This is a genomic window from Buchananella sp. 14KM1171 (assembly GCF_041380365.1).
Lineage (GTDB): Bacteria > Actinomycetota > Actinomycetes > Actinomycetales > Actinomycetaceae > Buchananella > Buchananella felis.
This window is the reverse complement of the sequence record NZ_CP159981.1, coordinates 1,018,305-1,043,539: the sequence shown is the minus strand read 5'-3', so window position 1 is coordinate 1,043,539 and position 25,235 is coordinate 1,018,305. Positions and strand designations below refer to the sequence as shown.

Here is a 25,235-nt window from a genome sequence, read left to right as displayed (position 1 = left end):
CCGAAGACACCCCCGGTAAATCTACCGGGGAGGGGGTGCGTGGCGCCCGCGCGAGCCCGCGCGGGCTCAGCTCCGGCGGGGAAAAGTGGCCGGGGAGGCGAAAACTCGCGGCCCCGCGCGCCCGGTGGGGTGCCCGCAAGCGCCGGGTAATTGAGCAAAGGGCGCACCAGGAAAACCGAGCGCTTGGGTTGCGGCGCGGGGTGGTGGAGTGGGGCCGGGGTGGTGTTGGGGTGGGGTTTGTGCCCCCGATCGTACGGTTGTGTGGTTGGGGTACGTGCGACCGCTTGGGGGTGTGCCCCCGGTCGGTCGTTTGTACCCCGAGCTCGCTCTTGTGCGCTCGGTGCCACGGTGCATCGCCGATGCGGGTGGGGGTGGAGTCAGTGCGGGTGTAGATACCCGTGCGGTGCGCGGGGTGGTTGGTGTTGGGGTGGGGTTTGTGCCCCCGATCGTACGGTTGTGCGGTTGGGGTACGTGCGACCGCTTGGGGGTGTGCCCCCGGTCGGTCGTTTGTACCCCGAGCTCACTCTTGTGCGCTCGGTGCCACGGTGCATCGCCGATGCGGGTGGGGTGGAACCGGGGGCGCGCTAGGCGCGAGGCGAACAAGCCCGCCGCTTCCGGGCCCGGCGAATGTAGGGTTGATCCCGGAAAGGGGCACACATGGACATTGGATGGAAGGTCACCCAGGTGGCCGCCGCCGCCGTGGCGGGTTTCGCCGCGAACTTCCTGCTCAAGAAGGCATGGCAGATCTCCACCGGGCGCGAGGCCCCGGCGGACTCGAACGACCCGGACGTCAGCATCGGCGAGGTGCTGGTGTACGCGGCGGTCTCCGGCGTCGTCTTCACGCTGCTGCAGCGTGGCGCCGTGGGCGCTGCGGCGCACATGTACGGGCCCAAGGAATACGACCCGCGCCGCAAGGCTCAGATCGAGAAGGCCTAAGGTAGGCAAACGCCTCAGGTGACTGGGCGCTGAGCAGGCGGGGGAGCGTTGAAACGCTCCCCCGCCTCGTCACGTCCCGGGCCAGACCGGCCTTCGGTGCGGAGCTGCGCTGGAACAGGCCCAGGCCGGCGGGCAGTTGCGCAAACGGTTGCGCCTTTGGTGCTCCCGTTGCGCCGTTGCGGCACCGGTCCTAGCTTTCTTGCAGCTCGTGTAGCACTACGGCACGGATTAACGCTGCAACGAGTCGCGTAAGGGCCCGACGAGTTGCACCAACGACTCGGGAGCTGCAAAAGAGGCTCGACCGTTTGCGTACGGGCTGAGCGCCAAGGACCCGATGCCGTCGCTCGGCGGCGATCCAGCCCTTTGCTCAGCCCGGGGCCCAACTCCCTCATCTGGGTGGAGCCGCAGAAAGGGGGCGGTGGGGTGTCAGCGTCGTCCCTGGGGGCGGTGGGGCGGCAGCGTCGTCCCCCGAGTCGGGGTGACAAACGTCCCGGCAGCGGCGTGGCGGGGGTGAAAACGGGCCCGGGTAGAATCGTTATCTGCGACAGGGGAGCAAAGCCCACGGGCTGAGCTGAGAGTGCCACCAGGCAGACCCTCGAACCTGATCCGGTTAGTACCGGCGAAGGGAGTCGAGATTTCTCATGCACCCCTTCACACCTAGCTGAAGGAGAAAAATGCGCATCAAGCACACCATCGCCGTGGCCATCGCTGCGGCCTCCGCCCTGGGCCTGGCGGCCTGCTCCGCCTCCACCCCGGCGCCGGCCGAGTCCAAGGAGGGCGCGGCCGCCTCCACCCGGGCCGGGGGCGAGAAGAGCGTCACGGTGGTCACCCACGAGTCCTTCAACGTCCCGGACGACCTGAAGGCGGACTTCGAGGCCCAGACCGGCTACAAGCTGACCATCGTCGAGCAGGGCGACGCTGGCGAGCTCACCAACGCCCTGGCCCTGTCCAAGGACGCCCCGCTGGGCGACGCGTTCTTCGGCGTGGACAACACCTTCGCCTCCCGCCTGATCGACGAGGGCGTGACCGTTCCCGCCACCGTCACCCTGCCGGCCGGCGCGGAGAACTTCACCATCGAGGGCGCCCCGGGCCTGGTCCCGGTGGACATGGGCGACGTCTGCATCAACGCGGACAAGACCTGGTACGCGGAGAAGAACCTGCCGCTGCCGGCCACGTTCGAGGACCTGGTCAAGCCGGAGTACAAGGACCAGCTGGTGGTCATGAACCCGGCCTCCTCCTCCCCGGGCCTGGCCTTCCTGCTGGCCACCGTCTCCCACTTCGGTGAGGACGGCTACCTGAACTACTGGAAGCAGCTGAAGGAGAACGGCGTTAAGGTCACGGCGGGCTGGTCGGACGCGTTTGGCACCGACTTCTCCGCCGGTGAGGGCAAGGGCGCCTACCCGCTGATGGTCTCCTACGCCTCCTCCCCGTCCTACTTCGTCAACGAGGCCGGCACCGAGGCCTCCGTGGCCAACCTGGACCAGACCTGCTTCCGTCAGGTGGAGTACGCCGGCGTGCTGGCCGGCGCCAAGAACCCGGAGGGTGCCAACAAGTTCCTGGAGTGGATGCTGTCCACGCCGGTGCAGGAGTCCATCCCGGACAACATGTACATGTACCCGGTGATGTCTGAGGCCGCCCTGCCGGAGGCGCTGGTGAAGTTCGGGCCGCTGTCCAGCAAGCCGGAGTTCGTGGCGCCGGCCGAGATCGGCAAGCACCGCACCGAGTGGATCGAGGCCTGGACCGAGGCCGTGGCCCAGTAGGGGGTGCCTTGGCCCGGGGTGGGCACACCCACCCCGGGCCAAGCCCTATCTTGGATGGCGATGCGCGATTTGCTGGGACGGTTGACTTGGCGCACCTGGTGGGTGGCCACGGCCGTGGTGCCGCTGGCCGTGCTGGCCGTGTTCTTCGCGTGGCCCGTGGCGGCCCTTTTCATGCGCGGATTCTTCCCGGACGGCGCCTGGGACGGCAGCGGGGCCCTGGAGGTGCTCACCAAGCCGCGCACGTGGCGGATTTTGCGCCAGACCCTGCTGCAGGCCAGCGTGGCCACCGCCCTGTCCCTGGCCCTGGGGTTGCCGGCGGCGCACGTGCTCTACCGGCGCTCTTTCCAGGGGCGGCTGGCGTTGCGCGCCCTGGTGGCGATCCCGTTCGTGCTGCCCACGGTGGTGGCGGGCACAGCCTTTCGCAACCTGCTGGATAAGAACGGGCCGTTTGCGGCGCTGGAACTGGACGGCACGATGACGGCCGTGGTGATTGCCATGGTCTTCTTCAATTTCCCGCTGGTGGTGCGCTCGCTGGGTTCCACGTGGGCCGCGATGGACGACCGCCCCGCCCAAGCCGCCGCCGCCCTGGGTGCCCGCCCGGCGCGCGTGTTTTGGACCGTGACCCTCCCGGCGCTGGCCCCGGCGATCACGTCTGTGGCGAGCCTGGTCTTCCTGTTCTGCGTGACGGCCTTCGGGATCGTGCTGATCCTGGGCGGCCTGGGTGCGGGCACCATCGAGACGGAGATCTACTTCCAGACCGTCTCGCTGTTCAACCTGCGTGCGGCCGCCGTGTTGTCGATCGTGCAGCTGGTGGTGGTGGCCGGCGCACTCTACGTCTCCGGCCGGGCGCGCGCCCGCCGTGAGCGTGCCGTGGCGTTGCGTGGGGTGGCCGGCCCCCAGCCGCGCCTTGGGAGGGCCGACGTTCCCGCCGTCGCCGTCACATCGCTAGGCCTGTTCTTGATCGCCGCCCCGATCGCTCAGCTAGTGGTGCGTTCCCTGCAGCGTTCCGGGCATTGGACGGTGGACAACTACGCGGACCTGTTTCGCGCCCCGCGCGATTCGGCGATGCTGGTGACGGTGGGTGAGGCCGCCCTCAACTCGCTTCACATCGCCGCCTGGGCCGCGCTGCTGGCCGTCACTTTGGGCGCCGCAGTGAGCCTGCTTTTGGCACGACGTCCCCGCCGCCGCCCCGCCCGCGCGGCCCTTGCCCTGCTGGACGCCACCTTCATGCTCCCGCTGGGGGTGAGCGCCGTGACGGTGGGTTTCGGCTTCCTCATCACCCTGAACCGCCCGCCCCTGGACCTGCGTTCCTCGATCGTGCTGATCCCGATCGCGCAGGCGATTGTGGCCATCCCGCTGGTGGTGCGCACCGTTTTGCCCTCCCTGCGGGCGATCGACCCGCGCCAGGCGGAGGCCGCCGCCGCCCTGGGGGCCTCCCCGTGGCGGGTGCTGGCCACCATCGAGTTCCCGGTGCTGGCCCGGGCCCTGGCACTGGCCGCGGGCTTCGCCCTGGCGGTGTCCCTGGGCGAGTTCGGTGCCACGAGCTTCCTGGCCCGCCCGGAGGGACCCACCCTGCCCGTGATGATCTTCCGCCTGCTTTCCCGCCCCGGTGCCTACACGCAGGGCATGGCCGTGGCAGCCTCGGTGCTGCTGGCGGTGATGACGGCAGCGATCATGCTGCTGGTGGAGAAAGCCCACCCCAAGGAGGTGTCCTGGTGAGCCTGGAAATCGACGACGTCACCGTGCGCTACGGGGACCTGGCCGCAGTGGACCGGGTCAGCCTCACCGTGGGCACGCCGCCCGCTGTTGGCGAGGGTGCCTCCGCGCCCGGTGAGGCTGGTGGCGGGGAGATCGTTGCCCTGCTGGGCGAGTCGGGGTCGGGGAAGTCCACGCTGCTGCGCGCCGTGGCCGGGTTGGAGCCGCTGGCGGCCGGGCAGATCCGCTTTGGCGGCCAGCGCATCGACGCTGTTGCGGTCTACAAGCGCGGCTTTGCCCTCATGTTCCAGGACGGCCAGCTCTTTGCCCACCGCGACGTGGCGGGCAACGTGGGCTACGCCCTGCCCAAGGAGCTCTCGAGGCCGGAGCGGGAGGAGCGGGTGGCCGAGCTGTTGGAGCTGGTGGGCCTGGGGGGCTACCAGCGGCGCCCCATCGGCACGCTCAGCGGCGGGCAGGCCCAGCGCGTGGCCCTGGCGCGGGCGCTCGCGGCCAGCCCGCGCCTGCTGCTGCTGGACGAGCCGCTCTCCGCCCTGGATCGCACCCTACGCGAGCACCTGACGGTGGAGCTGCGCGGGATCATCCGGGCGGCCGGCATCAGCGCCCTGTACGTCACCCACGATCACGACGAGGCTTTCACCGTGGCCGACCGCGTAGGGGTGATGGTGAACGGGCGCCTGGAGCGGCTGGGCACCCCGCGCGAGGTGTGGGCGCAGCCGGGCAGCGCGGCCGTGGAGAAGTTCCTGTCCTTCGGGCCGTTCCTGGAGGCGGTGCGCTGGCGCCTGGACGCGCTCGGTGAGCGCTCCGCCTAGCCGCAATAGGGCGCAGGGGCATCGAGCGGCGGCGTGCCCAGCCAGGGCTGCCCGCTGTGCGGAAGGCTGGCCAGACCGTGAGGAGCCGCTCACCAGGTGGTCGGAGCCAGCAAGACCCGCGCCCAATCCTTGCCCGCCAGGTGGCATTGATAGACTTCGTCAGGCCTTGGTAGTGACTGCGCGCCGTCACAGTCGCAGGGAAATACCTAACACGGGATGAGAGTAGGCACAGCCCGGCAACGGTATTCGGAGCGGTTCGCGGCGACCCGCCGGATCAGTACCACGAGTCCTTTGCCAGGCGAGGGTTCAAGACAGTTGGCGCATGGTGCCGATCCGACCGTGGAGGGGAGTTTAGGGATGCAGGAGCAGGCAGATTCCCGGTCCGTCCCCACCCGGGCAGATGCGCCCAGGCAGGCGCGGCGGGCGCAGGACGCGACCGGCGGGGCCCGCCCGCTCGTGGACGTGGTCATCGCCGTGCACCGCGCTGAGCGCCCCATCGCCCGAGCCGTCGCCTCCGTGCTGACGGGCAACTCCACTCCCACACGAGCGATCGTGGTGGCCCACAACATCGAGCCTGCCTTGATCCAGCAATCTCTGGGAGAGTGGGCGCAGGATCCGCGTGTCTTGCTGTTGTCCCACATGGACGGGATAGCCAGCCCAGCTGGCCCCATGAACGCTGGCTTTGATGCCGCCACGGCAGAGTTTGTGAGCCTGCTTGGCTCAGATGACACGTTTGAACCCGGCACCATCGACCGGTGGGTGGAATGGGCCAACGCCCCCGACGGGCCATTCGACTACGTGTTGGCAAACCGAGTCGAGCCAGATGGCACCAACGCCCCCACCCCGCCGGTCAGGCTGAACAGAAGGAAGCACCTAGACGGCGTGCGCGATCGGCTGGTCTACCGCATGTCTGCCCTCGGGCTCATACGGAGAACGGCCCTGGGGGAGCAGCGCTTCCCGGAGGGCGTGCCCACGGGGGAGGACATCCTGTTCGCCACCCGATTCTGGTTTGGCGGCTTCAAGGTGGCTTTCGCCTTTGGGCCCCCGGGCTACCTAGTGCACGACGACCAGAAGGTACGCGCCACCACCACGGACCGTCCGGTAGGCGAGGACCTGAAGTACCTGGACGAGCTGCTTGCCCCCACCCAGCCGTGGATGCGCAACAAGGCACAACGGCGCTCGCTGTTAGTAAAGCTGCTGCGGCAAAACCTGCCCGACGTCGCCATCAAGCGCCTAACGCTCGGGTGGGATGAGCAGTCAGTGGCGGAGTTGGCGCAGAAGACTAGATGGGTGCTCAGCCTGGACCCCGGGGCCGCAGCCTGCCTGTCGCGAAACGAATGGGCCCTGATCAAGGCACTCAGTACGGGGCAGTCCAGCCGGGACCAGACGGAGGCGCTGGTCAAACGGCGCTCCCGTCTGCGTTCGCTGGGCACGATCCTGCCCCACCGGTGCTGGGCGCTGTTCCACCCGCAGGGCCCTCTGCGCTACCAGTTGGCCGGTTCGCGGCTGGCGCGCGCCTGAGGAACGGCCCGAACCACCCCGCGCCAGGCGCCAGGTAGCCGGTTCAGCTAGCTGCGCAGATACGCGAGCGGATTAACCGGCAGCGAAACCTCCTCGGCGATGGCCAGGTTGGCGATCGCGCCGCGCTCGCGCAGCTCCCGCAGGGCGGCCGTGACCCGGTCGCGTAGCGTGAACGGGTCGATGGTATTTGTGTTGATCTTCGAGCCACCCTCGAATCCCGCCAGGGTGGAGACGCGCCACTTGATCACCACGCGCCAGGGCATTGGCGTGATCGCATCCGGGGGCTGGTGGTGCCACTCCTCGTTGCTGGGCAGGTGTGCGCCGGCGGCGGCGTGTAGGGCGTGCAGCAGGTCGCTCATCGCGTCGCGCTCCGCAGCGCTCACCTCCCAGGGGAAGGTGGCCGAGCTTCTGGAATAGACCTCCAGGGACGGGTAGCGGTGCCCAAAGCCCGCGAATGCCACCGCGTGCTCGTTGGCGGCCACCATCAGGTTGTGTCGGTGGGCATAGTTCACGCCCCAGTCGTTGTACAGGTTCGGGTTGGCGTGCGCCTGGGCGATCTCCAACTCGATGTTCCCGCCGCGCTCGTCGATGCCGACCAGCTGCTTGTGCAGGTGGTCAAAGCTCGCGCCCGCCGGCGCCAGCCAGTTCTGGAACACCTGCACGTAGCGCACGTAGCGGTTCGAGGCGTACAGGTCCCGCAGCGCGTCCACCGTGATGGCCACGTAGTCGCGGTGCTCGGCCGGGCTGAGCGTGCCGCAACTGGCCAGGTCAGCCGTGGTGGTGGCTTCGTCCGTGTAGTGGCGGCGGGCCACGATCACGTCGTGGCTGCCCCCGAAGAACGGGGCGGAAAGCTCCCGGCGCGCCCGCTCATCCAGCCGCTCCCAGTCCGCCTCCGCTCCGCTCGCCCCGGCGGCGCGCAGCTTGGCCTCAACCACACCGGCCACGCGCTCGCGTCCCAGCGGGTCAGCCAACCACTGCTCCTGGCGGGCGGCGGCAGCGTCGTCCAATCCAAAGTCGTAATTGCGGCGCCAGTAATCGAAGGAAACGATCTCAAACAGGTTGGGGATGCGCCGAAAATCGGCCGGCAGGGCCGCCAGCGCGGGATCGGCGCCGCGCACCAGCTCGCCGGCGTGCAGGCGGGTCTTCTCCGGCGGGGTCTGCGCGGTGCGGTCCGAACAGAACGCGCAGGTGGCCGTGTGGGCGTCAGGTCCCAGCGGCTCGCTCACCGCCGGCGGGCGGCCGATCGGGCGGTTCCCCCGCCCCGGCACCGTCCACACCTGCGTACCAGAGAACGGATTGACCTGCTTCAGCGTCCCATCCGCCATCCACGTCAGCGGCTCGCGCGTCATCATCACATCGCCTCCTTGCCAGCGCCCACGATACCGCCGCGCCGGGTAGTGGGCAGCACGCTAAGGCGGGAATCGGCCGGGCTGCGGCCGGTTGAGAGGGAGGGGGAGGCGGCCGGTTGGGGGGAGCGAGAGGCGGCGCGAAAAAGGGGACCGCCGCCCTCCCAGCGCGGAAGGGCGGCGGATTTGACGCCTAGATGCGAGCGATCAGTGCTCGTTCGGGTCGGCCTCGGCGTCGGCCTGGGTGTCGTGCACCGTGCCGGCCACGTGGTCGGCCGGACCGTACAGGGTGTAGAGCTTGAGCGGCTCGTCGCCGATGTTGGTGATGTTGTGCCAGTAGCCGGTGGGGACCAGGATCACGTCGTCGTCCTCGACCTCGCGCACGAAGTCCAGGTTGTCCTCGGTCAGGCCCATCTCGCAGCGGCCCTTACCGGCCTCGATGCGCAGGAACTGGTCGACACCCTCGTGGACCTCCAGGCCGATGTCGCCGCCGACCGGGATGGACATGACCGTGAGCTGCAGGTGCTCGCCGGTCCAGACGGTGACGCGGAACTTGTCGTTGTCCTTGGTCATCTTCTCGATGTCGGTGACCATGGGCTGCTTGCCGGCGTCCGGGCCGATGTAGTAAGCCATCTTTCCTCCTGTTGACTCAAAAAATGGGCTAAGTCCAGTCTAGGGGGAGTTTGGCGTTATCTCCACCGAATTGGGGGAGCAATTTCGCCGCCCCAGGCAATTTGGTTCGGCGTACCTAACCTGTGCCGCGCGGGCGGGGGAGAAGGTGGACGCCGTGGAGGCAGCGGGCGGTGGGGAGCGGTGGTGGTGGGGGTTGCCCGCCGGGGTGGCGGGGTGGTTTGCCCCCGAGCGTACAAGTGTGCGGTTGGGGTACATGCGACCGACCGGTGCCGTGGCACCAAGCGGTCGGATGTACCCCGTTGTCACATTTGCGAGGGTGGGGGCGGTGGGCGCGTGGGAGACAAAAGGCCGGTGGGGTGGAGCCTTGCGGCCCCACCCCACCGGGAGTGAACTCGAGGAGAGTTACTTGATCAGTCGCTCAACCTCGGCCTTGACGGACTCGGCGATCGACGCCGTGCCACCCAGCAGGGTGACGCGGGTCGGCTTGTTCGCGCGCAGGAACTCGGCGGCACCAGCCGGCACCTGAGTCTTACGCACCAACAGCACCACGCCGTCGCGCTCGTTGGCCAGCGCACCACCGACCAGGGAGTCGGGGAACAGCGCGCCGGTGGCCAGAACAACGTTCTTGGCGCCGGAACCCAGGCCCGTCGCAACCACGTCGGAGGTCTCGTAGCGGTCAGCACCGACGTAGCTGTTGAAGGTGATGCCCTCAACGAAGCCCAGGGACCTCAGCGCCGCAGCGGACTTGCCACCGACCGCGCTCACCGCACGACCCATCTGAGCACCGTCCAGGAAGCTCTTCGTGGCCGCAGGGATCTTGTTGCCGGAGGAGAGGACCACGACCGCGTTTGCGCGACCGGAAACACCGGAAGCGGAGACGGCGTCAGCGAAGTCGTTGCCGTCGGCAACCAGGACACGCGTCAGGTCGGGGTTCATCGCCAGGGCGGCGCGAGCGAGCGCGGCAGCCGTGGCGTAGCGGTCCGTACCGGCAACGCGGTGGACGGAGATGCCCGCGCCACGCAGAGCCTTCTCCACATCAGCGGAGACGGCCTGGACGCCACCAGCTAGGTAGACCTCCTGCACGCCGCGCGCCTTGAGGGCGGACAGCACGCGAGGCTCGAGCACCTTGCCGTTGGTCAGCAGGACCGGCGCGTCCAGGGTGTCAGCCAGCGGAGCGGCAGACAGAGCGTCGGCGAAGGAGGCCGAGTTAGCCAGCACCGCGAAGCGCTTGCCGAACGCCGGGTCCGCAGCCACGGCCAGGGCGGTGTCCACGCGGGACGGGCCCTGGATGCGGTCCACCACCGGGCCGGACGGCTGCTCGGTCGGCTGCTGGGTCGGCTGCTGGGTCGGCTGCTGGGTCGGCTGCTGGGTCGGCTGCTCGGTCGGCTGCTGGGTCGGCTGCTGGGTCGGCTGCTGGGTCGGCTGCTCGGTCGGCTGCTCGGTCGGCTGCTGAGACGGGGTCTGCGACGGGGTCTGCGACGGGGTCTGCGACGGGGTCTGCGACGGGGTCTGCGACGGCTCCTGAGACGGGGCAGTGCCACAGGTGACAGCGGCCTCACCCCAGTTGGCGTGGTCGTTACCGATACCGTTGCCACCGTCGGTGACCACCAGCTTCAGACGCTTGACGTTGGTGATGTCCACGTTGAAGTTGTGGGTCAGGCTGCGGGTCAGCAGGCCCGTGTTGGCCAGCTTGCGGCCATCGCCCCAAACCTCGAACACAACGGAACCCTTGGCCTGCTGGTAGTCGGCCACACCGACCTTCGCGGTGAAGGAGGTGCAGCGACCGGCCAGGTCGAACTCCACGGAGGAGCGGGCGTGGGTACCCAGACCCTTGGCGAAGGTCTGGTCGGTACCGATCTTCAGCGGACGACCGTCGCCGGCCTGGTTCTCACCGTTGGCCTGGTCGCGCTCGATCGGGCCCCAGCCGTTGATCTCGTTCAGGAACGGCAGGTCAGACAGCCAGTTCTTGCCGTCCTGCAGGCCGCGCAGCACCACCATGGCGCGCTCCGCCGTAGCGGCGGTGGCGCCGTGCGGGCCGGTGTAGGCGATACGGGCGGCCAGCTTGGTGTCCGTCGGGGCGGCCGGCGGGGTCACGTTCCACTCGGCGTAGGCGGTCTCGCCCGGAGCCAGGGAGGCAACCTCGACCGGGTAGGTGGAGGAACCGGTAGCAGCAACCGTCCAGCCCTCGGGGGCCGTCAGGGTGTGCTTGATGTTGGTGATCGCCACAGACTCGTTGTTGGTGATCGCGGTGTAGACCTTGCCGGTCTCGCCACCAACCAGGGAGACGGTGCCCTGCGGCAGACGGATGTCCGCAGCGGCGCACGGCGGCACCTCGGTGGCGTTGCCCAGCTCCTCGACACGCAGGTTGTCGATGATCAGGTCAGACTGCAGCGGAGCACCACCCAGGGAGTCGATACCCACGAAGTAGGCGCCACAGCCACCGGCCACGAACTCGTGGGAGAAGGTGGTAGTGGTCTGCTTCACCGGCAGGGCAACCTGGTCCAGGATGGTCTGGTTCGGGCGAGCGCCCTGGCGGGCGGAGTCGTAACCGACCACGAACTTGTAGTACGGGGCAATACCGTTCTGGTAGTCGAAGGACACGCGGTAGCGCTTGCCCGCCTTGAACGGCATGGACTGCTGCGTGGTCTTCAGGACTAGGCCCTGGTTCTCCTCGTGGAGCTTCAGGGACCACTCGCCGTCCAGAACGTCGTCCACCAGCTTGCCGTTAGCGCCGTAGTTGCCCGGGTTCCAGCCCTTCTGGGTGAAGGGGGCGTTCAGGCGAGACAGCTGGGTGCGCGCGTCGCCGCCCTGGGCGGGACCGGTGACGAACGGCCAGTAACCGGTGTCGGTGTGCTCGAAGTCCTCGAACAGGATGGTCTTGTCCGTCGGGGCCTTGTCGTTCGGCTCGGTGAACTTCACGATACGCAGGTCGTCCACGTAAACCGGGGTCGCGCCGTCGCCGGCCTCAACCTTGAAGGTCACCGGGGCGGAACCGTCGGTCTTGAAGATGACGCGAGCGCGCTGGTAGTAGTAGCGGAACTTCTGGTCAGACGCGGTGGCGTTCAGGGCCGTGGTCTGGGACAGGCTGGTGGTGGGAACCTCGCCAACCTTCTCCTGGTACTTGCCCGCAGTGACGCCGGCGCCGGAGACGGACAGCTTGACCGGGCGGACGCCAGGAGCGGCGTTCTCGCCGATCTGGACGTAAGCCCACACGTCGTAGGTGCCGGCCGGCAGGGCCTGGTTGTTGTTCAGCTTCTGCGCCAGCGAAGAGGCGCCCTCGCCGAGCTTGGCAACGTACTGAGCGCGGTCGTTCTTGGCGACGGAGACGTTACCGGTGGTCTCGTAGTCGGTCAGGGCGTTCGAGTTGAAGCCCGGGTCCTTGATCATGGAGTGCTTACCCCACTCGGGCGCAACCGGCGTCGGCAGGCTGGTGGAGGGGTAGATGACGTAAGGCTGGTTGGCCTCCGCCTCGATCGTGACCGTCTTGGTGGCGGAAACCGGCAGGTCGCGCACCTCGACGCGGCCCTGGTCCGTCAGCTTGTACAGCTTCAGGGAGGTCTGGGTCTTCCACGCGTCGGTCAGGGTCCAGGTGGTGGAGCCACCCTCCGGGTTGAAGTGGTACAGACGCTTGGCGCCCTGCGCGGTGCCGTTGTCGGTCCACGGCAGCAGGTACTTGGTGCCGCGCAGCACCTCGGCACCGTCGTAGGTGAAGGTGGTGCCGCTACCGGAGTTGAAGTTGCCGGTCAGGCCGGAAGCGCCGGAAGCAACGGTGCCGTTCTTGAAGGTGATACGGCCGGCAGCGTCGTCCCACTTCATGATCGGGGAAAGCTGCAGGAACTTCACCGGCAGGTTGTTCTCCCAGATGTTGCTGTAGAAGACGTTCCAGTCGACCTTACCGGTCCAACCCTCGAAGTCCTTGACCTGGGAGTAGCCCAGCAGCGGGTGCGGGTTGAAGTTGTCCTTGTTGGAGTTGTCGATGAAGCGAATGATCTGGGAGTTAATACCCTTGTTCGCCTTGCCACCGTACTTCTCGTCGTTGGCCCAGTGGGACCAGATGGAGATGCGCTCGAACTTGTCGGACCACTCCGAGCCCACGCGCCAACCCTGAGCGTTGAGCTCACGGGCCAGGCGGTCAGCCTTCCAACCAAAGTCGTAGAAGACGTCGATGTAGAGCCAGTCCAGGTTGCGGTGCGCCTCGTCGCGGAACTGCTGGAAGCGCTTGAGCACCTTGCCGGAACCCAGGTCAACACGGCCGTTGATGTACCAGGACTGGTTCATCCAGTTCCAGCCACGGCTGTTCATGTGGTACGGGGTGTCGGCGAAGTTGCGGGCCTCCGGGTACTGCTCGGTGACGTTGACGTGCACACCGATGGAGGTGTTGAACTTCTCCGCCTCCGCAGCCAGCTTGTTGATGTCCTCCAGGCCACCGGCGCGGAAGTTGTAGTTGCCTCCGTAGTCCGGGTGGGCCGCGTCGTGACCCTCAGCCTGGTAACCCTTCAGCATGGCCTGCTGGCCCAGGAAGTCGGTGGCCAGGGCCACGCGCTTGGTGTCGTCCAGCGTCTTCAGGAACGGGTGCGTGGCCTGGGAGACGATGTTGAACGGGATGCGGGTGATGACCGTGGTGGCGACCTTCTCGCTACCACGGGCCTCGATGTCGATGTCACGGTAGCGGATCGCGGAGTCCTGCCAGTCAACCTTGGTGTCGTTGTTCTGGTCGGCGGCGAAGGCAACCTTCACGAACGGCGCCCACTCGGCCTTGGTCTTCGGGGTCAGCTTGGAGTGGGTGGCCAGGCCGTCCTCGGCGAACTGGGACTCCACGGTGAAGGAACCGGCGCGGATGGTACCGAAGCGGGCGCCCTCAGCGGCGCGCACGGAGGAGTACCAGCGGTTGAGGTCCATGTGGGAGACGTGCGTGGTGCCGTCCTCGCGCTTGTCGTCGACGATCGCGTTGGTCTCCAGCGCGGCAGCAACGCCACCGGTGTTGGCGAAGGCGTAGGTGGAGCCACGCTGCTCGTACAGGCGAGCAGAGCCGTTGATGGCGATGAACTCGTCGGTGCGGCCCGTGTTGTCACGGTTCACGTCCAGGCGGGCGAGCGCCAGGGCGGCGCCGTCCTGGGCGGCGACGGCGGAGACCAGGTCCAGCGTGGGCATCTCCACGGAGGTGATCTTGGGGGAGCCGGTAGAGGCAGCCACGTTCTCCAGGGTCATGGTGACCACGCCGTCGGCGAGGGTGTAGACCACGTCCATGGTGCCGCCAGTGAAGGTCAGCGGGTAGCGCACCGAGGTGGCGGTGGCGACCGGAGCGCCGACGGTGGCGGTGACGGTGGAGGAGCCGTTGTTCAGGCGAACGGTGACCGGGGCGTTACCGATCTTGCCGCGCATCTGCTGCGTGGAGGCCTTGTCCGTGTAGTTACGCACGTAGGGCAGGGTCGGGTCCAGCTCAACCTTGAGCTTGGAGTCCTCGATCACCTTGACGCCGGCGGGAACGGCCGGCAGGGTGCCGGGGCCCTCGGGCGTACCGGGCGTGGTGGCGGAGCTGCTGGGCTCCGGCTCTGGGTCGCCGGTGGCGGTGTAGGGGATGAACTCACCCATGGAGGTGACGTTCTCGGTGGAGCCTTCCTTACCGCCCCAAGAGGACTTGGCCACGAACTTGAAGTGGGTGGCGGTGATCAGACGCGGCAGAATGATGGACTTGGTCTGCAGACGGTTGGGGTGGTCCTCCGCCCAAGCGCCGGAGGCGATCTCCTCCCAGTTGGCGGAGTTCTGGATGTCGTCAGACACCGAGTAGAACAGCTGCCACTCGTGGGTGCGGCCAGAGGCGTTGGAAGACTGGCGCGGAACGACGTCGATCTTGCCAATGTTCTGGATGCCGCCGGCCTCGCCGACCTTGATCACGATCTCGTGCGGCGGAGCCGGGACCGGGTTAACGTTCGCCCACTTGGTGTGCCAGTAGGTGTCGTTGTCACCGTCTACGGCCTTCTCCTTGGCGCCGTTGGCGCCCTCGCCGGTGAGTTCTTCAGAGTCGGCGGAGACAGCGGTGAGCTGAGTGTGAGGGACACGGGTGTAGGTGTACGCGTCGGGGACCACTTCGGCAGCCGAAGGCGTTACCTCACCCACCCCCTCATCTGCTAGGGCGGCTGGCGCGAGCATCGCCGAAGCGATGAGCGCTACCGCGGCGGAACCCGCGATAAGGCGGGCACGGGAACGTTGAGGCATCTTTGACTCCCTGTCGCTGGACAAAGTGTGGGTTCAGCATATGGAAAGCCGCCCAACAGTGCAATCACGTGAGTGAAATTGCTGTTTCAGGGCAAAAACGCTCAGGGGACGGGTCGTTTTGTGCGCGGGGCGCCCGGATGGGCGCAGGTGCGCCCCGGAGGCGGAGCGGGAGGGGCCGTGGCAAGCGCCGCCCCCGCGTGGGCTGCCTCCTACGTGCGACGCCCCTGCGTGCGGCCCTCTGCGTGCGACGCCCCTCCCGCACGCCGCCCCCTGTGTGCGCCGCCCCCGCGTGGGGTGCCTCCTACGTGCGACGCCTCCGCACGCCGCCCCCTGCGTGCACCTCCCTTATATGCGGCGCTCCCGAGGCGGGAGCCCCCGAGGGCGGGAGCCCCCGAGAGCGGCAGCCAGGCGACGGGTGGAAGGCGAGGGGTCGGCGGCTCACAGCCGCCGGCCCCACCACACCCGGTTTGCTACCGCTGAGAATCCTTCACGGAGCCCTCGAGCTTAGAGCCGTCCGAGGTGTGCGCGATGCACGCGAACTCCCGCTCTCCGTCCTCCCACCTGGACTGGCGGGCATCGAAGTAGCTGCCCGACAGGGCCGACTGGGAGTAAGCCACACCTATATAAGAGTCGAACGCGTCGGTGCACACCGGCAGGATCACCTCGTGGCGCGAGAGGAAGTCGAAGCCCTCCGGCACCGTGCCGATGGCGATGACCTCCCCGTCGTGGGCCTTGGCGCAGTCCGTGACGATCACGGGCTTGTCGGCGCGCTTGACCACGTCGGTGATGTTCTCCCAGTTCACGCACTGCCCCACCGTGAGCTCGCCGGGAGCGGCCCCCTTGTCACCCAGCATGGAGGCCCCGAGCCACGCGCCCACGCCGACGGTCACGGCGGCGGCCACCGCGCCCACGCCGATCATGGCCCTCTTCCCCTCGCCCGAAGAGCGGCGCTGCTGGGCCCGCCTGCCGGCGCGAGGAGCGGCCACCTTGGACCGGGCGGCAGGCGCGGCGGCGTCGGCCACCCCGACCGGCTTAGCGGAGGGTGCCTGTACCGGGGCGGCCTGAGCCGAAACAGTCGCGGCGCCAGCGGGCGCAACCGCAGCGGCCGGCGCGCCCTGGCCGGCAGGGGCACCGCTCGGCACGGCGGCCTGCGGGCCTGAGGCCTGCGGCACTGAGGCCTGCGGTGCGGCGGCGCCACCCGGCTGGGAGGGCCAGATCGGGGAAGCGTCCACGCCGATCGGGGGCCGGTAGGCGGGAGCGGGGGCAGGAGTGGCGCCTGCCTGCGGCTGGCTCGCGACTGGCTCAAACCCGGGGGTGTTGTTCTGCGACATGACTGTAATACTGGCGCGTTCGGGCCCAGCGCGCCACCGACTTGCCGACCGGTGGGGACGAAAGCGCCGCCCCGCCGCCGGCCCAACCGCGCGCCCCGCCTCCCGGCCAACCGCCCCGCCGCAGGCAATCGCGCCCCGCCCGGCGCTTTCCTGAGCGGGCCGGGCGCGGGGAGGGCAAAATCGATACATCACGTCCCGCCCGCCGCAAGGAGGAAGCCTTGGCAGTTGAGCTAGTTACCGAATACTCCCCGGAGTTATTGGAGATGTTTGCGCGGCTGCTGCCCCAGCTCTCGCGCTCCGCCCAGCCGCTGGACGAGCAGTCGGTGCGCTCCCTGGTGGAGCAGGACTGCCTGGACCTGTTCGTCTTCCGCTCCGATCGGCCCACCGCAGACGGCAGCCTGCCCCTGCTGGGCACGCTCTCCCTGGTCACCTTCACGATCCCCACGGGGGTGCGCGCCTGGATCGAGGACGTGGTGGTCGATGAGGCCGCCCGCGGGCAGGGGGCGGGTGCCGCCCTGGTTTCCGCCGCCGTGGCGCACGCCCGCGAGAAGGGCTGCCGCACCGTGGACCTGACCTCGCGCCCCTCCCGCGAGGCCGCCAACCGCCTCTACCGCCGCTGCGGTTTTGCCACCCGAGAGACGAATGTGTACCGCCATGACTGACCAGTTCTCCCCCTCCGCCGCCAACATGGACGACGCTGCCGCCGGCGCCGCCCCCACCTCCCGGCCGTCCGTTGCCCTGCCGCAGGTGCGGCTGTCCAGCGGATACACCATGCCGGCCTTCGGCTTTGGCACCTACAAGCTGCGCGGGGAGGAGGCCGTGGCGGTGTTCCGCGACGCCGTGCGGGCCGGCCACCGCCACTTCGACAGCGCCCAGTTCTATCTGAACCACGCCGAGCTGGGGCGGGCCTTGCGGGAGGCGATCGCTGACGGAGAGGTGAGCCGCGAGGAGCTGTTTGTTACCTCCAAGCTGCACAACCAGAAGCACCACCCGCGCGACGTGGGCCCGGCTTTCGAGCAGACCATGGAGGAGCTGGGCCTGGACTACCTGGACCTGTTCCTGATCCACTGGCCGGTGGTGGACCGCCATCCGCTGCAGGAGACCTGGGCGGCCATGGAGGAGCTGGTGGGCACCGGGCGCCTGCGTTCCATCGGCGTGGCCAACTTCGAGGTCGAGCACCTGGACCTGATCATGCCGGGGGCTCGCATCGCCCCGGTGGTCAACCAGATCGAGTGCCACCCGTACCTGCGCAACGAGGCCCTGGAGCGTTACAGCGTGGAGCGGGGCATCTACGTGCAGGCCTGGAGCCCGCTGGTGCGCGGCGCCTGCTTCGGGGAGGAGGCCATCACGTCCATCGCCGCCCGCCTGGGCGCCACGCCCGCCCAGGTGGTGCTGGGTTGGCACCTGCGCCAGGGGCGCGTGGTCATCCCGAAGTCCACCTCGCCGGCACGCTGCCGCGAGAACCTGGCCGCCCTGGACGTGGCTGGCCTGCTCACGGACGCGGACCTGGCGGCGATCGACGCCCTGGACCGGGGCGAGGAGGGCCGCACCGGGCCGCACCCGTGCGCGGAGTGCACCTTCTGAGCGAGCCGGTGACGCTTCACACGTCACTAATGCTCACTTGTGGCGTCCTCCCTTAGCGCAATGCCAGGGCGGGGAACTAGACTCGTTGGCCGTGACAACAACGCTGCCTTCTTTGAACAACCCCGCTGACTGGGACTGGTTGGCTCACCGCATCGGCGGTGGGCTGGACACCGCTCCCGAGATTTCTGACGCGGTTCGCGCCCAGTTCGCGGGCAAGCGTGTGTTGGTGACCGGCGCCGGTGGTTCCATCGGTACCGAGCTGTGCCGCCAGATCTACCAGCTGAAGCCGGCCGAGCTGGTGCTGCTGGACCGCGACGAGTCCGGCCTTCACGCCACCCAGCTGCTGCTGGAGGGCCGCGCGCTGCTGGACAACGCCCACGTGGTGCTGGCGGACCTGCGCGACACCGAGCGCATGGAGCAGATCTTTGCCGAGAAGCGCCCGGAGATCGTGGTGCACGCCGCCGCGCTGAAGCACGCCCCGCTGCTGGAGCAGTACCCGGCCGAGGCCTGGAAGACCAACGTGTTGGGCTCTGACACGGTGCTGTCCCTGAGCGTGAAGTACGGGGTGAAGCACCTGATCAACATCTCTACGGACAAGGCCGCCTCTCCCACCACCGCGCTGGGCTTCTCCAAGCGCGTGGCCGAGCGCCTGACCTCCTGGTACGGGCAGACCCAGGAGCTGGAGTACTGCTCGGTGCGCTTTGGCAACGTGCTGGGTGCGCGCGGCTCGGCCCTGTGGGCTTTTGCCAGCCAGCTCAACCACGGCCAGCCCGTCACGGTGACGGACCCGGACGTGGTGCGCTACTTCATGACGGTGGCGCAGGCCTGCCAGCTGGTGCTGGAGGCCGGCGTGGAGGCCGCCTGCGGCGACGTGCTGGTGCTGGACATGGGCGACCCGGTGCGCATAGTGCGCGTCGTCGAGGAGATGGCCGCAGAGGCGGGCGTGGAGCCTCACTTCGAGTTCACGGGCCTGCGCCCGGGGGAGAAGCTGGAAGAGATCCGCCTGGACCCGAACGAGCAGCTGGTGGCCTGCAACCACCCGCACGTCAGCCGCGCCCACGTGGAACCGCTGGACCCGGCCGAGCTGGCCAAGGCCGCCGCCGACCTCCCGGCCCACCTGGACAAGGAGTTCTGGGCCTCCCTCATCTAAGGACCGGCTGGGCCCGGCCCACCTAGGGCCCACCTGGCGCCCGGCGGCCCACCTAGGGGCCGTCTCCCAGTGGCCCGCCTCCCTCAGGTGTGCTCAGGGGGGCGGGGTGAGCAGCATCTTGACGTGCTCGATCCCTGCATCCAGGAAAGGCTCGCCCTGGGCGGTGAAGCCCAGTCCCTGGTAGAAAGCCAGTGCCTGCGTCTGCGCCTCGATCCTGACGCAACCGGTGCCGAAGTGGTGGTCGAGTGCCGCCAGCCCGGCGCGCACCACCGCCGTGCCCAGGCCCTGCCTGCGCCGGGTGGTCAGGATTCGGCCCAGCGAGGCTTCGGCGAACTTGGCCCCGGGCGGGAGCGCTCTCAGGTAGGCCACTATCTGACCGTCGTCCTCCAGCCAGACGTGCAGGCAGAGCGGGTCCAGGCCGTCGGCGTCCGGGTAGAGGCAGCTTTGCTCCAGCACAAACACCTGGGCGCGTACCTGCAGGATCGCGTAGAGCTCGTCGCGTGTGAGCTCCCGGTAGTGCTTGACGACCGTGCGCATCCTCAGTCCCTCTCCAGCAGCACCGCGACCTCGCAGTGGGAGGTGTGCGGGAACATGTCGAACAACTGCCCCTCCACGGGCCGCCACGACGGTAGGCGCTCCAGGTCGGTGGCCAGTGTGGCCGGGTTGCAGGAGGAGTAGATCAGGGTGCTGGCCGCGCACTGCTCCAGCCAGTGGGTCATCAACTCGCCCACCCCGCGTCGGGGCGGGTTGACGATCACGGCCGCCCCCGCCGGCACCTCCAGGTCCACCAGGCGCGTTAGGTCAGCCACGTTGAAGTCCGCCGCGAGCCCGGCCGCCCGCGCCGCGCGCCTGGCGGAGGCGATGGAGGCGGCGCTGACGTCCACCCCCTGGATGGTCACCGCTCCGGCCGGCCGCTCCGCCTTCCCGCCGTCAGGGACGACGTTGGCCTCCCCACCACCCGGCGCGGTGGAGGGGGAGGTAGGGGCGGCGACGTCGGCCGCCGCCGCTGCGGCGTGCAGGGCGAAACCGCCCATGCCGCAAAACAGATCCACCACGTGGGCCGGGCGGCGGGCAGCCAGCCACGCCCCGGCGCGCCGGTAGAGCTGGCCGGCCACCTGCGTGTTGGTCTGCAGGAAGGAACCGGGGTGGGCAAAGAGCGTCACGTCCCCCACCGGTAGCGGCAGGTAGGCCGGGCCGGACAGCGCGATCTCCTCCTGTCCGGTGGGCAGGGCCACGTGCTCGGGCAGCAGGTTGGCCGTCACGATCCGCAGCTTGGGCAAGCGCCGGTGCAGCGCGGGCAGGGCGGCGCGCAAGGCCCCCAGGCGCTCGCGGGAGCGCAGCACGAACCGCACCATCAGCTCGCCGCGCTCGCTGACTGTGACCAGCACGTTCTTCAGCTCTCCCCGGCGGCGCGGCACGCTGTAGGGCGTGAGGGCCGCCTCGGTGATCGCCCGCTTGAGCGCGGGCAGGGCGGCCTCGATGCGGGCGTCCACGATGGGGCAGCGCGAGAGGTCCACCCCGGCAAAGTCCGCCCCGGCGATCCCGAGCTTGGGGCGGGCGGCGCTGCCGCCGGCCACCAGCTTCACGGAGGTGCGAAAACGCTCCGGCGCGCTTCGCTGCGGCGCCAACCACGCGGGTACGGCCGGCAGCAGACGTTCCAGCTGCGCCTGCTTGGCCGCCACCTGCTGGCCGTAGGGGACGGGCAGCTGGGAGCAGGACCGGCAGGCCCCGGCGTCGAAGTAGGAGCACCGGGTGGGCCGGACCTGGTCGCGGCGCAGGCGGGCAGAAGAAGTGGACATTGCTCCGCATTGTTTCACAAGAGCCGATTGCCGCCGCAGGCAGGGCCTCAGCCACAATAGGGACTCAAGCCCCGGCAAGGAGAAACATGAACCACCAGGACGCCGCCAAGGCGCTGCGACCCCAGCGCATGCCCGGACTAGACGGCCTGCGCGCGGCAGCGGTGGTGCTGGTGCTGGGCTACCACCTCTTTCCCCTCTGGGTGCCGGCCGGCCGCGTGGGCGTGGACTTCTTCTTCGTGATTTCCGGCTTCCTGATCACCTCCCTGCTGTTGCTGGAGATCAGGAACAAGGGCAGGGTGGACATGCGGGCCTTCACCAAGCGGCGGCTGCGGCGCCTGTTCCCGGCGCTGGCCACCGTGGTGTTGGTCATCGCGGCAGTCGCGGCGGTGGCCGGGGTGCCGGACATGCTGCTCAACATGCGCCGCCAGGTTGCCTCCTCCCTCCTGTTCGTCAGCAACTGGGCGGACATCTGGGCGGGGGCCAGCTACTTCGAGCGCGGGCTGCCCCAGCTCTTTACCAACATCTGGTCCCTGTCGGTGGAGGCCCAGTTCTACCTGGTGTGGCCGTTGGTGCTGCTGGGCGGATTCTGGCTGGCCAACCGCGCCTTTGCCCGGCCGGTGCCCAGGCGGGCGGCGTTGAGCGCCGGAGCGATCGGGCTCGCGCTGCTGTCCATCTGGTGGGGCCACCACCTGCGCGGCGCCGGCGCCGACCCCTCCCGCGTCTACCTGGGCACAGACACGCACGCCTTCGGTCTCATGCTGGGCGCGGCGCTGGCCCTGGCCCACGGCAGGGCGCTCCTGCCGGCGGCCCAGGTGCAGCGCCCCTCCCGCGGCTACCGGGCGTGGATCTGGGCGCGCGGCTCGGCCGGGTGGGTGGCCGGCCTGCTGGTGGCCGCCGTGGCCCGCAACCTGCCCCTGCCGGGCCTGGCGGGCATGAGCGACGCCGCCCAGTCGATGCTCCCGCTCATCTACGCCTCCGTGCTCGCCGTGGCGGTGCTGCAGGCCCTCACCCCGGAGGTGGTGGCGCAGCCCGGCCCGGGCCGGTGGCTGGCCCAGGTGCTGGAGCTGCGGCCGCTGGTGTGGCTGGGAGAGCGCTCGTACGCCATCTACCTGTGGCACTGGCCGGTGCTAATCATCAGCTACTACACGCTGCGCCACCTCAACAAGTACGGCCGGCTGTGGGGGGTGGCCCTGGTCAGCGTGCTGCTGGCGGCGCTCTCTTACCGCTTCGTGGAGCAGCCCCTGCGGCGCGGCGGCCTGGCTGCCCTCAAGCGCCTGCGGGGCGGGCCCGTCCCGCTCCGCCTGGCGGTGGCCGGGCTGTGCGTGGCCCTGCTTGGTGGCACGGCGGTGGCGCTGGCGCGCCAGCCCGCCCAGTCCAGCGTGGAGTTGGCGATCACGCAGGCGGAGGTGGCCCAGCGCGAATACCTGGCCCGCACGGGCGGCGCCCCCACCGCAGCGGCAGGACGGCTGGACGGCACCAAGGTGACCGTGATCGGGGACTCGGTTACCGTGCTCGCCTCGCAGGCCCTGCTCCGGCAGGTCCCGGGTGCCCACGTGGACGCCAAGAAGAGCCGGTCTGCCCGCGATGCCCTGACCCTGCTGCGAGCCGCCGACCAGGCCGCGGGAGAACGCCCCCTGGTGGTGGTCGCCCTGTCCACGAACGACTCCGCCGAGGTGGCGGACTTCGAATCCCTGCTGGACTACATGGGACCGCAGCGCAAGCTGCTGCTGCTCACTGGGGCCGCGCCGGAGGCGAACTCCTGGGTGGAGAAGGCCAACGCGGCCGTGTGGCAGGTGGCCGCCGCCCACCCGGGGCGGGTGCGGGTGGCCGATTGGAAGGAAGCAGTGGCCGGCAAGCCGGAGCTGCTCTCGGTGGACATGATCCACCCGCTGGCGCCCGGGCAGGAGCTCTACGCCCAGCTGGTGGCCACCGAGCTTGCCTCCCTGGAGGCGACCGGGAACAACTAGGCGCCGGTGAGGTCGTCGCGCACCTGCGCGGCCCGCGCCAGCCAGGTGTGCTGCGGCGCGATCTGCCGCACCCGCTGCGCGGCGCGCTCTACCTCCTCGGGGTGCTCAGCCAGGTGGGTGAGCAGCTTCGAGAGGGCGGTGCGGTTGTAGGGCAGCGTCCAGCCCAGGCCGTGCTCGGCCACGAACTCGCCCGTTAGCGTCCCCTCCGAGGCCAGGATCGGGATGCCAGCCCCGATGTACTCAAACAGCTTGAACGGCATGGCGAACTCTCGGTACTCCTGCGGCGCCGTGAACAGCACCCCGATGTCGGCGCTGGCCAGGCGGCGCGCCACGTCCGCCCCGGACTCGTGCACCACCTCGGTGTGGTCTCCGATCACGCCCTCGTAGTCGGCGCGGGCGGCGCGCCAGTCGGCCGGGCGCGTGCACAGCCACAGCCGCGCCGGGGAGTCCTGCACGCCGGCCACGCACTCGTGCAGCCCGTAGTGGGCGCCCACCCCGCCCACGTAGAACAGCTGCAGGCCGGCCTTCTCCAGGCGGTCGGCGGGAGCGTCGTCCGCAATGGTGCAACCGGGGGGAAGGGCGGCGAACTGGTGGGGGGCCACGCCCTGCACGTAGGGCGCCATCGCCAGCGAGGGCAGGTAGAGGCGGGTCAGGATGCGGCGGTAGCGGCGCAGGTCCCAGCGGTAGAAGAACGACGTGGCGGTGGAGATCAGCGTGCCAACGCTCTGCTTGTACTCCGGGAAGGCCCAGTAGATGTCCCGGTAGAACAGGCCCACCGGCACGCCGTGCTTGGCCAGGCGCTCCAGGAAGGACAGGTCCAGCCACGGGTGGGTGGGCACGTGCCGGGGGCTGGTCAGCGCGGTGGGCAGGGTGGAGGACTCCGAGTAGGCGAAGTCGATTCTGCCGCCCGCCGCCAGGAAGCCGGCCACCTTACGCATCTGCAGGCGGCGCTGGGCCACGCTGCCGGCCACCGTGAACACGCGGTAGCCCAGGTCGGCAAACGCCTGGCGCATCTTCACCGGCCGGATGCCGGAGGCGCTGGTGGCGGCCGGATTGAGCGGGTAGGGCACGTGGTAGACCATCGCCGGGCGCTCTAGAGGCTGCATTTCTTTTCTCTCTCCCTACCTGGACGACGTTGCCGCTTGCTGGTAAATCTCCCGCCACCGCGCGATCCACGCCTGCGCCCCGAACCGTTCCACGCAGCGGCGGGCGCGCTCGGCGCGCACCCCGGCAGGCTCGGGGGTGAAGGCGCAGTCACCGGCGGCGCGGGGGTCGGGGCCGGCGGTGTTGGCGCCGGCCGGCCGGGGGCCGGCCAGCTGGGCGCGGATGGCGGCGGCGAGGGCGGGGGCGTCCCCGATGGGAACCAGGTGGCCGTCGCCCTCCTGCACCACCGAGCGCCCTCCCCACGTGCGCGTGGCGATCACGGGGGTGCCCTGTGCCAGCGCCTCGATGGCGGCCACCCCGAAGGTCTCCGTGTCGGAGGGCAGCAGGAACAAGTCCAGGCCGGCGCAAAAGGCGGGGATCTGGGCGCGCTCCAGCTGCCCGGTCAGCTCGATCTGCTCGCGTGCCGGGCTGGCGGCCACCTGGGCGCGGGTGCGCTGCCCGTCCGGCCCGTCCGTGGGGCCCGCGATCCGCAGCAGCGGGCGGGAGTGGGCCGGGGCGCCGCAGGCGCGCCAGTGGGCGTGCAGTTCCTCGAAGGCGGCCACGATCAGGTCCGTGCGCTTCTCCTCCCCCAGCAGGGAGAGGTGACCCAGCACCGGGCCGCGCCCGGCCGGTGCGCTCGCGCTCGCGGGCGCGGCCTGATCCACCTCGGGCTGCCCCAGCGGCAGCAGGTTGGGGGTGTAGAGCCACGCGCCGGACTGCGGGCCGAAGCGCTGGGTCAGGTGGTCGGCCTGCCCCCGCGAAACGGCGGTGCGGTGCGTGGCGGCGGCCACCACGGCCCGCTCGCTGGCCCGTCCCGCCCAGGTGCGCACGGGCATGTGCGTCAGCGAGCGGTGCTCGGTGTACACGAAGGGGATCCCCTCCCGCCTGGAGAGGTGGGCGGCAAAGAAGGCGCCGGGGTAGAGGGAGTGGGCGTGCAGGACGTCGGGCACCCCGTGGGTGCGCACGTAGGCGGCGTAGGCGGCGTGCAGGGCGGGGGCGGCCCACAGGGTGGACAGGCGGCGCGTAGTGGCGATCACCTGCGGGGCGGCAAAACGGGCCACCGCCACCCCGCCCTCCTGACTCAGGCGCACCGGGGTGCGGCGCGGCAGGGCGAAGTTGACCGGCTGCGGGGCCAGCACGCCCACCTCCAGCCCGGCCCCCGCTAGGGCGGCAGCCTGCTCGGTGAAGAAGCTGCCCGCCATGTCGCCCGCGAAGGCGGAAAACCAAGAGGGAAGCCACAGCACGTGCATGGTCGAATTGTCCCATAGTGGCTGCTGCGGCGCCGTTGCTAGGCTGGAGCGGCGCCGGTCGGCCCGGCGGGAGC

At 69.7% G+C, this 25,235-nt stretch carries 17 protein-coding genes and 1 riboswitch; of the genes, 9 read left to right on the top strand and 8 right to left on the bottom strand.

Annotated elements, in window-relative coordinates; all coding sequences use genetic code 11:
• The first annotated feature begins 657 nt into the window (after positions 1-657).
• From ABYF38_RS04095 to ABYF38_RS04075, 5 genes are all read left to right on the top strand, one after another.
• Positions 658-936, top strand: coding sequence for a DUF4235 domain-containing protein (locus tag ABYF38_RS04095; RefSeq protein ID WP_371152873.1), 279 nt, complete (start codon positions 658-660; stop codon positions 934-936).
• A 536-nt stretch (positions 937-1,472) separates the two neighbouring features.
• Positions 1,473-1,581, top strand: a riboswitch (TPP riboswitch).
• A gap of 29 nt (positions 1,582-1,610) precedes the next feature.
• Positions 1,611-2,696 (top strand): thiamine ABC transporter substrate-binding protein, encoded by a 1,086-nt coding sequence (locus ABYF38_RS04090; protein ID WP_371152872.1) that lies wholly within the window; start codon positions 1,611-1,613, stop codon positions 2,694-2,696.
• Positions 2,697-2,756: 60 nt separating this feature from the next.
• Positions 2,757-4,415, top strand: coding sequence for an ABC transporter permease (locus ABYF38_RS04085; protein WP_371152871.1), 1,659 nt, complete (start codon positions 2,757-2,759; stop codon positions 4,413-4,415).
• A complete protein-coding gene (locus ABYF38_RS04080) occupies positions 4,412-5,221 on the top strand; it encodes an ABC transporter ATP-binding protein (protein WP_371152870.1) in 810 nt (269 codons plus the stop codon). Before ABYF38_RS04085 ends, ABYF38_RS04080 begins: the two co-directional genes overlap by 4 nt.
• Before the next feature lie 357 nt (positions 5,222-5,578).
• Positions 5,579-6,742: a glycosyltransferase family 2 protein gene (locus ABYF38_RS04075; protein ID WP_371152869.1), complete on the top strand. Its 1,164-nt coding sequence runs from the start codon at positions 5,579-5,581 to the stop codon at positions 6,740-6,742.
• A 47-nt stretch (positions 6,743-6,789) separates the two neighbouring features.
• On the opposite strand, the gene ABYF38_RS04070 is transcribed toward ABYF38_RS04075, so the two are convergent.
• From ABYF38_RS04070 to ABYF38_RS04055, 4 genes are all read right to left on the bottom strand, one after another.
• Positions 6,790-8,094 (bottom strand): DUF4921 family protein, encoded by a 1,305-nt coding sequence (locus ABYF38_RS04070; RefSeq protein WP_371152867.1) that lies wholly within the window; start codon positions 8,092-8,094, stop codon positions 6,790-6,792.
• A 201-nt stretch (positions 8,095-8,295) separates the two neighbouring features.
• On the bottom strand, positions 8,296-8,721 hold the full coding sequence (locus ABYF38_RS04065) for a cupin domain-containing protein (protein ID WP_371152866.1): 426 nt from the start codon (positions 8,719-8,721) through the stop codon (positions 8,296-8,298).
• A gap of 402 nt (positions 8,722-9,123) precedes the next feature.
• Positions 9,124-14,937 (bottom strand): endo-alpha-N-acetylgalactosaminidase family protein, encoded by a 5,814-nt coding sequence (locus ABYF38_RS04060; protein WP_371152865.1) that lies wholly within the window; start codon positions 14,935-14,937, stop codon positions 9,124-9,126.
• 470 nt (positions 14,938-15,407) lie between these two features.
• Positions 15,408-16,268, bottom strand: a complete 861-nt coding sequence (locus ABYF38_RS04055) for a septum formation family protein (RefSeq protein ID WP_371152864.1) — start codon at positions 16,266-16,268, stop codon at positions 15,408-15,410.
• A gap of 218 nt (positions 16,269-16,486) precedes the next feature.
• On the opposite strand from ABYF38_RS04055, the gene ABYF38_RS04050 reads away from it, so the two are divergent.
• The 3 genes from ABYF38_RS04050 (at position 16,487) to ABYF38_RS04040 (ending at position 19,002) form a co-directional block, all read left to right on the top strand.
• On the top strand, positions 16,487-16,930 hold the full coding sequence (locus ABYF38_RS04050) for a GNAT family N-acetyltransferase (protein WP_371152863.1): 444 nt from the start codon (positions 16,487-16,489) through the stop codon (positions 16,928-16,930).
• Positions 16,923-17,852 carry an aldo/keto reductase gene (locus ABYF38_RS04045; protein ID WP_371152862.1) on the top strand — a complete coding sequence of 310 codons (930 nt, stop codon included), beginning with the start codon at positions 16,923-16,925 and terminating at the stop codon, positions 17,850-17,852. The genes ABYF38_RS04050 and ABYF38_RS04045 overlap by 8 nt, the downstream gene beginning before the upstream one ends.
• 91 nt (positions 17,853-17,943) lie before the next feature.
• Positions 17,944-19,002 carry an SDR family NAD(P)-dependent oxidoreductase gene (locus ABYF38_RS04040; protein ID WP_371152861.1) on the top strand — a complete coding sequence of 353 codons (1,059 nt, stop codon included), beginning with the start codon at positions 17,944-17,946 and terminating at the stop codon, positions 19,000-19,002.
• A gap of 93 nt (positions 19,003-19,095) precedes the next feature.
• Here the strand turns inward: ABYF38_RS04040 and ABYF38_RS04035 are convergent, their stop codons facing one another.
• Together ABYF38_RS04035 and ABYF38_RS04030 are read right to left on the bottom strand one after the other, a co-directional pair.
• On the bottom strand, positions 19,096-19,539 hold the full coding sequence (locus ABYF38_RS04035; RefSeq protein ID WP_371152860.1) for a GNAT family N-acetyltransferase: 444 nt from the start codon (positions 19,537-19,539) through the stop codon (positions 19,096-19,098).
• Between the two features lie 2 nt (positions 19,540-19,541).
• Positions 19,542-20,801, bottom strand: a complete 1,260-nt coding sequence (locus ABYF38_RS04030; RefSeq protein WP_371152859.1) for an SAM-dependent methyltransferase — start codon at positions 20,799-20,801, stop codon at positions 19,542-19,544.
• Between the two features lie 86 nt (positions 20,802-20,887).
• Between ABYF38_RS04030 and ABYF38_RS04025 the strand changes: the two genes are divergently transcribed.
• The gene (locus tag ABYF38_RS04025) at positions 20,888-22,768 is read left to right on the top strand and encodes an acyltransferase family protein (RefSeq protein WP_371152858.1); all 1,881 of its coding nucleotides are present in this window, start codon (positions 20,888-20,890) and stop codon (positions 22,766-22,768) included.
• On the opposite strand, the gene ABYF38_RS04020 is transcribed toward ABYF38_RS04025, so the two are convergent.
• Both ABYF38_RS04020 and ABYF38_RS04015 read right to left on the bottom strand, forming a co-directional pair.
• The gene (locus tag ABYF38_RS04020) at positions 22,765-23,874 is read right to left on the bottom strand and encodes a glycosyltransferase family protein (protein WP_371152857.1); all 1,110 of its coding nucleotides are present in this window, start codon (positions 23,872-23,874) and stop codon (positions 22,765-22,767) included. The two genes, ABYF38_RS04025 and ABYF38_RS04020, sit on opposite strands and share 4 nt — an antisense overlap.
• Before the next feature lie 15 nt (positions 23,875-23,889).
• A complete protein-coding gene (locus tag ABYF38_RS04015) occupies positions 23,890-25,161 on the bottom strand; it encodes a glycosyltransferase (RefSeq protein WP_371152856.1) in 1,272 nt (423 codons plus the stop codon).
• Between the last annotated feature and the right edge of the window lie 74 nt (positions 25,162-25,235).